18 protein-coding genes are annotated in these 13,909 nt (G+C 41.4%); 2 read left to right on the forward strand and 16 right to left on the reverse strand.

Annotated elements, in window-relative coordinates:
* Positions 1–27: 27 nt before the first annotated feature.
* Together DTQ70_RS18895 and cmk are read right to left on the reverse strand one after the other, a co-directional pair.
* On the reverse strand, positions 28–1,107 hold the full coding sequence (locus DTQ70_RS18895; protein WP_122932250.1) for an FAD-binding oxidoreductase: 1,080 nt from the start codon (positions 1,105–1,107) through the stop codon (positions 28–30).
* Complete coding sequence (gene cmk / locus DTQ70_RS18900; protein WP_122932251.1) at positions 1,104–1,811, reverse strand: (d)CMP kinase; 708 nt, start codon at positions 1,809–1,811, stop codon at positions 1,104–1,106. Before cmk ends, DTQ70_RS18895 begins: the two co-directional genes overlap by 4 nt.
* A gap of 313 nt (positions 1,812–2,124) precedes the next feature.
* Here cmk and DTQ70_RS18905 point away from each other — a divergent pair, with 313 nt between their 5' ends.
* Both DTQ70_RS18905 and DTQ70_RS18910 read left to right on the forward strand, forming a co-directional pair.
* Positions 2,125–2,652: a hypothetical protein gene (locus DTQ70_RS18905; RefSeq protein ID WP_164490111.1), complete on the forward strand. Its 528-nt coding sequence runs from the start codon at positions 2,125–2,127 to the stop codon at positions 2,650–2,652.
* A gap of 84 nt (positions 2,653–2,736) precedes the next feature.
* Entirely contained in the window at positions 2,737–3,180 is a 444-nt protein-coding gene (locus tag DTQ70_RS18910) for a TM2 domain-containing protein (protein WP_164490112.1), read from the forward strand.
* 37 nt (positions 3,181–3,217) lie between these two features.
* On the opposite strand, the gene DTQ70_RS18915 is transcribed toward DTQ70_RS18910, so the two are convergent.
* From DTQ70_RS18915 to DTQ70_RS18980, 14 genes are all read right to left on the reverse strand, one after another.
* Positions 3,218–4,003: a hypothetical protein gene (locus DTQ70_RS18915; protein WP_122932254.1), complete on the reverse strand. Its 786-nt coding sequence runs from the start codon at positions 4,001–4,003 to the stop codon at positions 3,218–3,220.
* 31 nt (positions 4,004–4,034) lie between these two features.
* The gene (locus DTQ70_RS18920) at positions 4,035–4,877 is read right to left on the reverse strand and encodes a hypothetical protein (protein WP_164490113.1); all 843 of its coding nucleotides are present in this window, start codon (positions 4,875–4,877) and stop codon (positions 4,035–4,037) included.
* A complete protein-coding gene (yidD, locus tag DTQ70_RS18925) occupies positions 4,874–5,332 on the reverse strand; it encodes a membrane protein insertion efficiency factor YidD (protein WP_122932256.1) in 459 nt (152 codons plus the stop codon). Before yidD ends, DTQ70_RS18920 begins: the two co-directional genes overlap by 4 nt.
* 9 nt (positions 5,333–5,341) lie before the next feature.
* Positions 5,342–6,049 carry a hypothetical protein gene (locus DTQ70_RS18930; RefSeq protein WP_122932257.1) on the reverse strand — a complete coding sequence of 236 codons (708 nt, stop codon included), beginning with the start codon at positions 6,047–6,049 and terminating at the stop codon, positions 5,342–5,344.
* Positions 6,050–6,072: 23 nt separating this feature from the next.
* Positions 6,073–6,936 carry a peptide chain release factor N(5)-glutamine methyltransferase gene (gene prmC / locus DTQ70_RS18935; protein WP_122932258.1) on the reverse strand — a complete coding sequence of 288 codons (864 nt, stop codon included), beginning with the start codon at positions 6,934–6,936 and terminating at the stop codon, positions 6,073–6,075.
* A gap of 24 nt (positions 6,937–6,960) precedes the next feature.
* Positions 6,961–7,239, reverse strand: coding sequence for a hypothetical protein (locus DTQ70_RS18940; RefSeq protein WP_122932259.1), 279 nt, complete (start codon positions 7,237–7,239; stop codon positions 6,961–6,963).
* A gap of 21 nt (positions 7,240–7,260) precedes the next feature.
* Positions 7,261–7,803: a DUF420 domain-containing protein gene (locus DTQ70_RS18945; protein WP_122932260.1), complete on the reverse strand. Its 543-nt coding sequence runs from the start codon at positions 7,801–7,803 to the stop codon at positions 7,261–7,263.
* Positions 7,804–7,805: 2 nt separating this feature from the next.
* Positions 7,806–8,324 carry a hypothetical protein gene (locus DTQ70_RS18950; RefSeq protein WP_122932261.1) on the reverse strand — a complete coding sequence of 173 codons (519 nt, stop codon included), beginning with the start codon at positions 8,322–8,324 and terminating at the stop codon, positions 7,806–7,808.
* Positions 8,325–8,328: 4 nt separating this feature from the next.
* Complete coding sequence (locus DTQ70_RS18955) at positions 8,329–8,643, reverse strand: cytochrome C oxidase subunit IV family protein (protein WP_122932262.1); 315 nt, start codon at positions 8,641–8,643, stop codon at positions 8,329–8,331.
* Between the two features lie 65 nt (positions 8,644–8,708).
* Positions 8,709–9,470, reverse strand: a complete 762-nt coding sequence (locus DTQ70_RS18960; RefSeq protein WP_122932263.1) for a cytochrome c oxidase subunit 3 — start codon at positions 9,468–9,470, stop codon at positions 8,709–8,711.
* A gap of 42 nt (positions 9,471–9,512) precedes the next feature.
* A complete protein-coding gene (locus DTQ70_RS18965; protein ID WP_122932264.1) occupies positions 9,513–10,097 on the reverse strand; it encodes a cytochrome c oxidase subunit 3 in 585 nt (194 codons plus the stop codon).
* A gap of 42 nt (positions 10,098–10,139) precedes the next feature.
* Positions 10,140–11,015 carry a heme o synthase gene (cyoE, locus tag DTQ70_RS18970; protein WP_122932265.1) on the reverse strand — a complete coding sequence of 292 codons (876 nt, stop codon included), beginning with the start codon at positions 11,013–11,015 and terminating at the stop codon, positions 10,140–10,142.
* Positions 11,016–11,017: 2 nt separating this feature from the next.
* Positions 11,018–12,040: a heme A synthase gene (locus DTQ70_RS18975; RefSeq protein WP_122932266.1), complete on the reverse strand. Its 1,023-nt coding sequence runs from the start codon at positions 12,038–12,040 to the stop codon at positions 11,018–11,020.
* Positions 12,018–13,895 carry a cbb3-type cytochrome c oxidase subunit I gene (locus DTQ70_RS18980; protein ID WP_122932267.1) on the reverse strand — a complete coding sequence of 626 codons (1,878 nt, stop codon included), beginning with the start codon at positions 13,893–13,895 and terminating at the stop codon, positions 12,018–12,020. The genes DTQ70_RS18975 and DTQ70_RS18980 overlap by 23 nt, the downstream gene beginning before the upstream one ends.
* Between the last annotated feature and the right edge of the window lie 14 nt (positions 13,896–13,909).

The raw sequence follows: 13,909 nt of genomic DNA on the forward strand, positions 1-13,909 counted from the left end.
CTGCCAATAACTTTCAGGGTGAGTCAATTATTGACTTGATTTAGAACGAAAATATAACGAAAAAACGCGCGTAATATTCACCTCTGGGTCCAATTCTTCACCTAATTCTAAAAAATTCACAAATTGGGATGCAAAAAAGGGAGCGAGTGTTACGCCTTTTGTTCCAAGCCCGTTGAAAATCCCCAATTGAGGATACTCTGGATGTATCCCTACCAAGGGCCGACGGTCTTTGGTGGAAGGACGAATCCCGACTTGCTGCTCAAGAATGGTATATGGTTTTTTGAAATAAACACCTATCTTATCTATTAGAAACTGTCGAGCGTCCTCAGTTGTTTCCCAATTCAAATCATGCCAAGTATAAGTCGCGCCAAATCGACATTTTCCTTTGTTGTCGATGGGCAAAATAAACGTTCCTTGGTTCACAATTTCTTCAACCGAGTAGCCTTCAACTTGCGTGATTAGCGTCTGTCCTTTTACAGGATTGAACGGCAGCCAATTAAAAAATGGATTCTGAAGCGCTTCATAGCCTTCACAAAATAGTATTTTTTTTACCTCCCACTCTTTATAATTTACACTATTTTCCTGAAAAACAATACTTTCGTAATCGAAATTTTCAACCAAATATTGACTTTTTTCAACAAAATACGCTTTTATTTTTTCTAGCATCTCAGGACAATCGACCCAGCCCGAATGCGTAATTTGGAGACCTCCGTACTGATTTTCGATAAATGGGGCAAATTTTTCATCATTTGTTTCTGCAGCTACGTACTTCGCCAAGTTGGGATCGGCGGTTTGAGCCAAATACGTATTTTGTTCTTCAATGGAGCGAAACGGGCGATATACATCACACAAGTGTACGAACTCCGTTTGGAGCGCTTCTTCCATTTCTTGATAAAATGTACGTGCATACGGAAAAATCTCCTCGACCTTCCAAGTACGTGCTAATTTCTTCCCCGTAATCGGATTAAAGATTCCTCCTGAAACTTTAGACGCCGTTGGCAAATCGGCGCTTGACATAATCACCACTCGGTAGCCTCTCCGCTCCAACGTCCAAGCCAAGACCGAACCAGCTATCCCCTGTCCTACAATTAAGTAATCGGCTTTCATGAAGCATTTCTTCTTTTTCGCATCGAACGGCTTATGCGTTCATCCGCCAATTGTGTTACCAAATCTATTTGTTCGTCAAGCGTCATAAACGACGTATCAACACTTACGGCATCCGACGCCTGACGAAGTGGGCTATCGCTTCGCGTGGTATCAATGTGGTCCCGTTTTTTTATATTTTGAAGAATGTCATCAAGGTCTAACATTTCTCCCTTGGCCAATAATTCAATTTGACGACGCTCTGCCCTGATTTCGGGCTCGGCGGTCATAAATACTTTCAGCTCAGCATCAGGAAAAACCACGGTGCCTATGTCACGCCCATCCATGACCACACCACGGGCTTTACCCATTCGTTGCTGCTGGGCCACCATCGCACGGCGTACATCTGACACCGCACTTACTTCACTTACCCAATTGGCAATGTACAACTTACGAATTTCGTCTTCCACATTCAAGCCATTCAGATAAGTTTCATTGCGGCCTGTTTCGGGGTTTCGTCTAAAATCTATTTTGATATTTTCCAGTGCTTTGGCAACTTCCTTAGGGTTAGTCAATGAGACATGATGCGTCATAAAATAAAGCGTAACGGCGCGGTACATCGCCCCCGTATCAATGTACGCATAGCCCAGATAGGCGGCTACCCCTTTGGCTGTGGTGCTTTTTCCGCAGCTTGAATAGCCGTCAACAGCAATAATAATTTTTGGCATGAAACAAGTTAATATAGTTGTGGCAAAGATACGCAGAATGCCCTATCCCACTCCACCGTTTTGTGCTAAAATGAATTTTGTCAGTTTCCTTTTCTTTTCATCGGTACATTTTTGGGTGTATAGCCTAATTTTCTGTACATTAAAATTACAAAAGTCATTGTATTTACGTATTTCATTTTTGTACATTTACGTTATCTGCTCGGTAAAAAGCATAAAAAAATACCGAATAATAATTTTCGGTATCCTATTTATGCAAGCAAACTTTTTTTGTGTTTTCTTTGAAGCGTTTTACAACCATAAATTACAATTTACCATGAAAAAGGTGTTATTATCTTCATTATTGGCACTCACAGCCTTCTTTTGTGCCTCCACATCTTCACTAGCCCAATTCTCAAAAGGTGATAAGAAAGTCAACATTGGCGTTGGCCTTGGTTCTATCGGTGCCAACGCATCAGTAGAATACGGTATCATGGACGACCTCGGCGTAGGTTTGTTTGCTTCTTATGAACGCCCTAACACTGGTTTAGTGGGTGCTGCGCTAGGAGTGCGTTACAGCTATAACGAAATCAACATTGGCCCGCGTGCTGCGTATCACTTGAATCGCGTTCTTAACATGAAAGACGAAAAATTTGATCTTTACGTAGCTGGTGGAGTTCTTTACCGCCACGTTACTTATCCCTATGACTACTGGTATGGCAGTGGCGTTGACTCGTCATATGGTTCTATTCGATTGTTGGCCCGTGTAGGTGCTGGCTTCCAATTTACGAATAATCTATCTGGTTTTGCTGAATTGGGCTCGGGTGGTTCATGGCTTCAAGCAGGTATTTCGTTTAAATTCTAAAAAAACTAGCTTTCCCATTTGTTGATTACGTCGCAAAGGTTAATTTTGGGACGTAATCGAAACTTAAAACCTCAAAGTAATTTTATGAAAAAACTATTTGCACTTGTTTTTTGCTTTGCTGTACTACTTGTTACAAAAAGCCACGCTACTACTGCTGAGTATTATGTTGACGCAGTTTCTGTTGAACAAACGCTTAACTCAGGCGATCAATTGGACGTAGCGAACGTTGAACAAGCTGCCACAGCGCTTGAAAGCCTTATGGGTCAAGGAAACGAAATGACTAAAGTAATGGCAGGTGACAAAAAACCAGTTGTTGCATTTATTTTGGCATGGGTAGTTGGTTTCTTAGGTATCCACCGTGCTTACCTTGGAACTGCTGGTGGTGTTATCGTTGGATACATCCTTACCTGTGGTGGTTTGGGTATTGTTGCTTTGATTGACTGGATTGTTCTTCTTTTAGAAGTAATCGAAGAGAAGAATTTTGATAAGTACGTCAACAATAAGAAGTTCTTCATGTTTGCCAACTAAGCAACTCCAGAACAAGTTAACAAAAAAGGGAAGTGAGCTACTCACTTCCCTTTTTTGTTTCTGCCCCAATCACCACCGTTCGTATTCGCTGGTTATTAGCGGCTTTTCGCTTTTTATTGGTTGTTTCTGCCATGATGGCCGCCCTGCGTCCTCCTCCAAAATAAAACGTTTGAAACATTCCTGCACCCGTAAAAAAGCCAATAAAATAATACTTGTGCCAGACATGATACACCCCAAATCCGAGGGCAATGGCTTGTAAGCCTAACGAAACGATTCCTTCCTTGGGGTAGCCTGCATACACCTGCCCCAGCCCTGGCATCAAGAACGACAGCAATTGGGCTTTATCTGGATTCTTAGGCTTTTTCTTCAGAAACTTATACAACTCGTCCGCATTTATGTTTAAGCCCTTACGCGTGGCATATTGCTGAAATACGGCCTTAGACTCCGTCCACCGCTCTAGTTCGTTCAACGTGAAGATTTCTACCACCTGTAATGACTCCGAAAGAAGCGAATCTTGGGTATAAAATTTGGTTTGTTGCAGCAGTCCATACGTTTCGTTGTAGTGCTGGGCCAAATACCCGCACAAAATAGTTTCATACCGCATCCGAAAAGCGACGGAATTATCTAGTTCACTCAAATCAAAACGTTGGGCGGTTTGCCAAGCATCTTCAAAACTTCGTTGTGATTTTTGCGCCTGAATCTTTTGAGAAAGCAATTGATTATACGTTCGTCGAAGTGAATCTTCCGACAAGGTTGTTTGGGTCAATTCAAAAATTTGTTTCTCATACAACACCGCCGCCAGCCCATAGTTTTGTTGGGCCATCAGACTATCAGGCGATTGCGTAACGCCTTCCCTACTGATTAAACACAGTACGAATAGGAATTTGCATATTGAATAGAATCTGTTCATTCACCTTATCATTAAATTCTTGTCGTCTTATATGCACGCTTAACGCACTTCCCCACACATTGCCCACGTAGAAGAAAGAAAACAATCCTCCATAAATCAAAAAGCGAGGACTTTTCCAACCATCGCGGCGATATGCTTCGTAGGCTTGCACCCCTAGCGCCACATTTTGAATGAATGTGATAATTCCCTGACCCGTTTTTCCAGCGTATATTTTCCCACTTCCAGGAATCACCACCGACATCATACCTGCCACCCATGGAGACTTGCGTCGATGTGTCCGAATCTGACGGTAGTTTTTTTCAAGGTTATCTTCTTCTTGACTAAACGCAAAATAATGCCCTGTGAAAGACTTTTGACGCCTTACAAAGCCTGCTGTATCTCTTTTCAGCAATTCAACCCCCGCCAGTTGGAAATTTTGCAAAGCAATAAACAACGAATCTTTGGGTACAAAATCTGTCAATGCCGCTTGTGCTTTGTCATAACGTTTTAAAAACGTATGCCCAATCCCTTCCAAAAAGCGGGCTTTTTCAAAATGGGGATGTATGACAGGAAGCTGACGAAAGCAAGAAATAGCGGAATCAAGTTGAAGCTGATTGTAATACGCCAGACCCCGATAGTAGGGAAACGCTTTTCGGTATTTTGTCCAGTTGAGGACATCATTATACGCTTTTTTTTCCAGCAAATATTCCAAAAAAAGAGAATCCGACGATTGGGTTTGCTGCGCTCTCGTTGGCAAGCCTAGCCCTATTACCATCCCAATACATATCCATTCTTTCAAATACCTCATGGAGTCTTTTTGGGGGTTATCCGATACATGGCGGGCGTATCCACCACTTTCCCTGTCTGCATATTGATTCGGAGCAATTCAATGCTTGTGGCAGCCACACGGTTGCAGCGTGAAATTCGGTCGGCAGTGAGGGCAATTCCTTTAAAAATACCAAATTCTTGTATCGCTACCCTACTAAAACGCGAGCAGGATAATTCATAAAGACAATCAGCCGAGATTTGGGGTGAAATTACTTTTTGATAGCCTGTCAATGCGCCATTTAGCAACCAATAAACAGGATTATAACGCAAGAAAGGGGATTGCTTGGGCTTTTCTACCTTCCCAAACGAAACTGTTGGCGCCGATCCAGATTCAGCCAGCAGCTCTAGGTCTGACACCTGCGCCCTCAATTGGCCCATCGTACAGGCCAACAGCAGCATTCCACACAGGAGTATATTTCTGTTCTTGTCAGCCATCCAACAACGTTATTTGAGAATCTTAGCGTTAGCAGGAATCACAAAATCAAGCAAGGTTGAGGTTACTTGCTCATTGATTTTTAATGCGCCATAGGCAGTTTTGGTGATAATTGAATCCTTGGCGGTTACGTAGTCAATCTGCGTGATTGTCTGCGGAAAGTCAACGCTTCCTAGTTTTGTATATTCGTAGTAATAGACCTTTTTTATCGTCCGTTCGGAGGGATCTATGTATTTCATAAAAATTGGATTCTGACCTTTGTGTACCAATTCAACGCGTTTGATACTCTTTGCCATTGGCGTAGGCGATTTCCAAGTCGAAATCATTAGGCCATCTTCAAACTTTGTTTGGCTCAACGAAAACCCCATACTCGACAACCCCAAATCCGCTTTTCTGTTATGTAAAAAATAGAAAAACTGGGTTGTTTCGGTACTGTAAGTCGCATTTTGCTGCTGCAATACCGTATTTTTAGTGGGGTCAAAAACCTTAATTTCGCCGTTGGAGTTGTTAAAGACGTACAATTCAGCAGGTTTAGGAAAAAGCGTAACCATCCGCCCAGAAGTTGCATAACACAGTTCAGCACGGGTATTGATGGTTTTTCCTTTATGGGCCGTGCGCATTGTCATCGTTGCACTAACTTTACGTACGTTTTGAGCAATAAGCTGATTTACAACGAAAAACGCTACAAATAATTTCCAATAACTCACTGGGATACTCATTTTTAAACAGAAACCGATGTGTATTACAGACCCTCTATCGACAGCTTTGCTTTTACGATGCGGTCTTTTCCGTACATATCCTGAATGACATCAACCTTGACAAAGCCTTTTTCTAAGAAAAGTTGCTTGGTTGCTTGTCCAAAATGTTCGTTGATTTCGACGTAGCAAGCGCCCGTTTTTTTCAAGTGTTTGAGGCAAAAATCAGCGATGGCACGATAGAAAAGTAACGGATCGGTATCTTCCACAAACAACGCCAAATGCGGCTCAAAACGCAATACATTGGGCTCCATGCTCGACTGTTCGGAATAAGTCACGTAGGGCGGATTACTCACCACACAATCAAACTCACCCGCAAAAGTGTCTTCTCTTAAAATATCATATTTTTCAAACGTTGCTTCTGACAACAGACGGTGGGCATTTTCTTGCGCAATCGCCAAGGCATCTTCCGACACATCCCAACCCCACACTTTGGCAAATGACATAAATCGGTCGAGAGCAATCGCAATACAGCCACTTCCTGTGCCAATATCAACAATTTTAACGGGGTTTTCCTCCCAATAACAGTCCTTCACAATCAACCGCACCAATTCTTCCGTTTCTGGACGAGGAATAAGCACCGAAGGCGATACTTTAAACTCCAAATTGCAGAAATATGTCGAACCGATGATGTGTTGTACTGGCTCACTTTGGTTCAAGCGTTTGACAATGGTATCCCAATCAGGCTGAGAAGCATTAGCGGGAATAGGTTTATCAACAAGCACATCCACGTTGCGAAGCCGTAGAAAATGCTCCATCAACATAAATGCCATGGCCCTTGCTTCTTTGTGAGGATAAGAAGTGATATTTTGAACGATATAATCAAAAAGAGGTTTAGCAGAGGAATACATAGAGCTTTTCGACACGTGTTGGTTTTATTTAAGCACTTCGCGCATACGTGCCTGTAGCGCCATTTTTTGTTCTAAGGCTTTACGACTATTTCGATACCACAAATAAGCAATCACAGCCACTGTTAGATAGGGAAAAACAAACAGATAAGCAATGCCAATGTTGATACCATTCCCAATCACGTTTTTTCCTGTGCTCATATTGGTTTCAACCGCCCCTTTACACATGGCGCATTGGGCAAACGCCCCGTCAGTGCTTACCACCAACACGAGCATCACCAATAAAAGAATACCATACTTTTTCATAGTGTTGTTGATTTATATCGGTTATTGATAGTAAGGAGAAATCATTAAATAAACGATTACCCCCGTTATACTGACATAGAGCCAAATAGGAAACGCCCATTTGACGGCTTTCTTGTGCAGGTCGATTTGATTGCTAAATGCATAATATACTGCACGTAGCACAAACCACACAACCCCAATTGAAAGCGTAATATGTGTAACAAGCAAAAAATAATAAATTGGACGAATGATTCCTTCGCCTCCGAAGGCAGTAGATTCGTTCGATAAATGATACAAGACGTAGCTCACCAAGAAAAGTGCCCCTAAACAAAATGAGATAGTCATCATAACGCGATGCGCGGCGATATTTTTACGCTTGATGAAATAAAAACCCGCAAGTAACGACACGCTTGTCAGAGAATTAATCACACCATTGACGTGAGGTAGTGTTTTTGTCCACTCACCCAAGTTTACTTTAGGAATACTCGGATTCAACAAAATAGCGACGACAACTGGAATCGCAACCGCGATTATGTTGATCCACTGGTTAAATTTTTTGTTTTGCTGAACTGTGATTGTTGACATACTTATTTTTCCTTTTTTTGATAAATATCTAACAGTACGCTTATTTCAGTTACTAAACGTTCTACATCTTTCTCGTCTTTACCATTATAAAAGCCCCGGATGTAGCCCTGTTTATCCACTAATACCAACTGTTCGTTGTAAGGAATGGTTTGTTTTGATTTCTCATTTTTTAAATTACCAAGCTTGTACGTATCTATCAGTTTTTCGGGAGTTCCTTTCTCCACACTAAAGCTTGCTTCTTTGTCAAATAGCTTTTTTGCCCTATCAAAATGCTGTCTTACCACTGCATCACTATCTGGATTAAAGAATCCAGCAACCTTGATTGACCCTTGGACAGCCGATGGAACCTGATAAAAAACCGTATCCTTTCCGTTTAAAATTGGCTTTCCAGCCGCATCAACTGCGGGGACAAAATAGGGTAGCTCAAAGTGATTTTCACCAAAGCTATGTAAGAATAAAACAATGAAAGCCGGTAATGCCAACACCAAGGTCAGCATTCCGGCTTTTATATACTTTTGCATAGTACTATCTCAAATCAAAAATAGAACCGCCTTCTGTCATTAATGCTATTAGCAACCAAACGACGAAAATACAAGGAAGCAAAGCTGCCCAAATCAACGACTTTACTTCGTGTTTAAGGTGCATAAATTCCCCAACGATATAGAATGCCTTAACAATCGTCATTCCAACGAAAATAGATGTTTTCAACGTGCCAGCCTCCAATGTGAATGCAATCAAGAACTCTAGAGCTGTAAGGATGAGTAGAATCCAAAATGTGCGCCAAATTGCTTTGCGTTGTTCTGCGCCAGCGTTTTCGTCGTGTTCGTGAACGTGTGCCATATTTTTTCTTAATTAAAGGAGATTAGAAATTAGGTAGTAGGAAATAAAGCCTTCCCAACAGCATTTTATACCAAGTAAAAGAATGTAAATACGAATACCCACACCAAGTCAACAAAGTGCCAGTAAAGACCTACTTTTTCTACCATTTCATACGAACCACGGCGATCATAAAAACCAGTTGATGCTCTGTAGAAAATCAAGTAGTTAAGCACTACCCCTGAGAATACGTGTGTTCCATGGAATCCAGTAATGAAGAAGAATAAATCAGCAAAAGCTGGAGGACCATATTGGTTTTCGGTCAAATTGGCACCAAAAACAGTTCTTGTTACCCATGAACCATCTACCAATTCTTTAATCACAGTTCCATTATCTGTACCGTGAATAAAGTGCGTCCACTCCCATGCTTGACAACCCAAGAAAGTTGCCCCACCAAGGATTGTCCACAACATATATTTTTCAACACCCGCGCGATCCATACGATGTCCAGCTTCAACTGCAAGTACCATTGTAACCGAACTAAGGATCAAAATGAAGGTCATAATCCCTACAAAAACGAGAGGAGCATGAAGACCGTGCATAAATGGCAGGGCATCAAATACCTTTTCAGGAATTGGCCAGTAGGCTGGTGATGAAACAAAATCAGCGACCTTACCCGCATAAGCAGGATAACTGAAGCGAACTAAGCCATAAGAAACCAACAAGGCCGAGAAAGTAAATGTATCTGATACTAAAAAGAACCACATCATCAACTTCCCGTAGCTAGCCTTCATGGGCTCAACTCCACCTAGCCATACATTTTTCACATTCGGTTGTGCAGTAGCAGCCATCGTTATTCTATTAAAAATTCAGGTTTTAAGTAAAATGTTTAATCAACGGAAATACAAAAGAAATGCAAATAAATAAAGCCAGAGAATGTCAAGAAAATGCCAATATGTCGTACAAATCTCAATTCTTCTCAAGTTTTTTGCGTGAACTTTTAGGCGCATTGCTGAGATAAAAGTAACACACAACACAATCAGACCTGTTACCAAGTGAACACCGTGGAGAAGCGTAAAAACGTAAAAGAACGAACCTGAGGGATTACCAACGAAATAAATGTTTTGGGCCACCAAGTCTTTCCATCCTTCTACTTGCATCCACAAAAACGCCAGTCCAAGCACAAAAGTAATAGAAATTGCGATTTTGAGCGTATTGAAATTGTCTTTTTTTGCAGCTAAATATGCCCAGTGCATGGCAATGCTGCTAATAATCAAGACAACAGAACTATACCAAAAAATTTGAGGGACCTCAAATTCAACCCAATTTCCTTCTGCTCTACGCACCAAATAGGCACTTGTCTGCGAGGCAAAAAGCATGATAATTGTTACGATAAACCCCCACAAGATAAACTTCTTGGGATCCATCGACAAGGTTTCTGGCGCTTCCTCTATCCTTAGTTTTTCAACCTTTGCCATAGTTTTAAAAATTGTTTTAAGTAATTACTTAGTTCTCAACAACTAAGCCTTATCCAACAAATAAGCGATTTGTACAATGGGCAAATACGCAAATGAGCCAAACATAAGCTGCAAAGCAGTTTTATCTGAGCACTTTCGCATCAAATGAAACGTTTGTGCCAAAAACAACACTCCAAACAGCATAGCGACCAGCGCTGAGTTAATTCCTGTCATTCCAAGCTCGTACGGCAGCCACCCTACTGGCAAAAGGAATAAAGTATAAATCATCATTTGAATCGCCGTATTTAGGTCTTTTCCTCCTTTTGAAGGTAAAAGATTAAAGCCTGCTTTTTTATAATCTTCATCCAATACCCAAGCAATGGCCCAGAAATGTGGGAATTGCCAGAAAAATTGAATCGCAAACAAAATACCTGGTTCTAGTCCAAAGTGATTTGTGGCAGCTACCCAGCCAATCATTGGCGGAAATGCCCCAGGAATGGCTCCTACAAAAACCGCTATCGTTCCCACACGTTTGAGAGGTGTGTAAACAAACCCATATAAAACTGTGGAAAGGATGGCTAAAGCACAGGCCCTTACATTGAACTCCATCAAAAATATGAACGTCGCAAAAGCGAATAAGGCTAAGGCAAAAATAGTAGCTTCATTCACCGAAACACGGCCACTAGGAAGTGGTCGATTTTGGGTTCTTTTCATCAATTTATCCAAATCTTTCTCAATGATTTGGTTGATGATATTTGCCGCACCTGTGATTGAAAAAGCCGCCAAAATAAAAAGTAATAAGCTAGGCCAGTTTACCTTTTCGACCGCTAGGCTATATCCAAACGCCCCCGAAAAAGCCACTAGCCACGCCAAGCGAAGTTTCATCAACTCCAAATAGGTGCGCACTTTTTCAAAAAATAAATTGATTGCCAATGTCATTGTTAGGCGTTAATATTTTCAGTAGTGAATAATTGTCTTTTGTTGAAGACTACTTCGGCATTAATTAACAACAAAAGAACAAACTGTAATCCCAGTGCAATCGTAGCGAGTGTCAAGTGAAGAGGTTGCGCAAATGCAGGGACTGACCAATATGCCATGATAATCCCAGTGGCTATTTCAATAATGACCATCACCAACAACGCCAGCGTCAACTTATAAATGATACCGCTTTGAGAGGTCGCTTTTCGTAGCCAATAAAGTAAGCCTACATGCAACCCAAAAAGCAAAATTGAGTAAGAACGGTGAATATAAAACTTCACGCCCAAATGCTCTATCCACTGATTTCTGCCAGCTTCTCCAAGTTCTTTTATCGCCACATCCATTACTTCTCTCACTTGTGTTCCTAGTAAGACCTGTACAAGTGATAAAATCAATGTCCAAATAAGCCACTTGTTTATGAACGTTTTCTTTTTGATTTCAGCGAGTTGAACATCCCCAACATACGACCTTGCCATGGTATAAATCAATACAAATACGATGACAATAGCCAGCAACATGTGCAAAGTGACCATAACAGGAGCAAGCTCCGAAGATACCACTTTTGCACCCAACCAACCTTGAAACCCTACTAGCAAAAATGCCAGTAAGCTCATGTAAAAAATCGGTCGATCGCGTTTAAGAAAAGGAATTGAAGCGAGAAGAGTAGCAAAAATTAAGAGTCCTGTAAATACCCCAAAAAGCCGATTAAGGTATTCTGTCCAGGTCTTAAATACATTAAATTCTACCTCTCCTTTTAATTTGGCACCAAAAATTTCTTGGTAGTTGGCAGGTAGTTCAGAAACTTCTGTTGGAGGAACCCATGAGCCAAAACATTTTGGCCAATCGGGACAACCCATCCCAGAGCCAGTACTTCTAACAATCCCGCCGATTACAATCAAAACATAAACGACAACTACTGTTAGAAGTGCTAGCTTCTGAAATAAGCGATTAATTGTATCAGAATTAGTGTGACGCAAACTGGTCATTATAATTTTGAGCCTCAATTTCTTTTTCCTGCGCTATATACTCATTCTCATGCGGGAAGTTAGATTCGAGCGTTTGAGAGTGAGGAATATTTTGAGGAATAAAATCAACGTCAGATCCTGGCTTGCTATAATCGTATGGCCAACGATATACGGCAGGGATTTCTCCTACCCAGTTTCCGTGACCTACGTTTACTGGTGTTGTCCACTCCAAAGTATTTGAATTCCAAGGGTTTTGAGGTGCTACTTTACCTTTAAACATGCTGTAGAAGAAATTCCAAAGGAATATAAACTGAGCAAAGAAAGTAAAGATAGCAGCTATCGAAACAAACATGTTCAAATCAGTGAACGACTTACCAAAGTCAAAGCTTGTGAATTGGTAATAACGACGTGGGAAACCTGCAATACCAATGTAGTGCATTGGCATAAACACTAAATATACTCCAGCAAAAGTAAGCCAGAAGTGAATTTGACCAAGTGTGCTGTTAAGCATACGGCCAAACATTTTTGGATACCAGTGGTAAATACCTGCGAAGAATCCGAAAGCCGAAGCCGCACCCATTACGATGTGAAAGTGTGCTACCACAAAATAGGTATCGTGCAATTGAATATCTAGTGCCGAGTTTCCAAGAATGATACCTGTCAAACCACCTGACACGAACAACGATACCAGACCGATTGAGAACAACATACCTGGCGTAAAGACGATGTTTCCGCGCCACAAAGTTGTGATGTAGTTAAACGCTTTTACCGCCGAAGGAACCGCAATAATCAACGTCAAGAACATAAAGATTGAGCCCAAGAATGGATTCATACCCGTTACGAACATGTGGTGCGCCCATACGATAAAGGCAAGGAATGCAATCGCCATGATTGAGGCAATCATCGCACGGTAACCAAAGATTGGCTTACGGGCATTCGTTGCAATTACTTCTGATGTGATACCAAGGGCTGGCAACAATACGATATATACTTCTGGGTGTCCTAAGAACCAGAACAAGTGTTGGAACAAGATTGGACTACCACCAACGTTTGGCAAAGCTTCGCCATTGATATAAATTTCTGACAGATAGAAGCTTGTTCCGAAATGACGGTCAAAAATCAACAATAAGGCTGCTGAAAGCAATACAGGGAAAGAGATAATTCCCAATACAGCCGTGATTAAGAATGCCCAAATTGTCAATGGAAGACGCGTGAAAGTCATACCACGTGTACGAAGGTTGATTACGGTTGTAACATAGTTCAAACTTCCCAACAATGAAGACATGATGAAAATCGCCATACTTGATAACCAGAGTGTCATCCCCATTTCAGAACCCATGTGGGCTTGTGGTAATGCACTTAGCGGCGGATAAATCACCCAACCACCTGCTGCTGGCCCTGTTTCAAGGAAGATTGAGATAAACATCAATAAACCTGAAACAAAGAATAACCAAAACGAAAGCATGTTCAAAAACCCTGATGCCATATCACGAGCTCCAACTTGCAATGGAATCAAGAAGTTACTGAAAGTTCCACTCAAACCTGCCGTCAATACAAAGAATACCATGATGGTACCGTGCATGGTTACAAGGGCAAGGTAAAAGTTAGGGTCTAATGCGCCTGTTTCAGTAATCCAGCCACCTAGAAATGGTTTTAACCAGCTCAAGTTTGCCCCAGGAAACCCTAGTTGCAAACGGAAGATAACCGACATAGCAGCTCCAATGATAGCCCAAAAAATACCAGTTATCATGTACTGTTTGGCTATCACTTTGTGATCTTCAGAGAAGATATATTGGCGCCAGAAGTTTAACTCGTGGTGCTCATGTTCATCGTGAGAGTGGACATCATGTCCCAAGTTAGCCTCTACTACTGACATTTTTATTTTGATTT

Source organism: Runella sp. SP2 (assembly GCF_003711225.1).
Lineage (GTDB): Bacteria > Bacteroidota > Bacteroidia > Cytophagales > Spirosomataceae > Runella.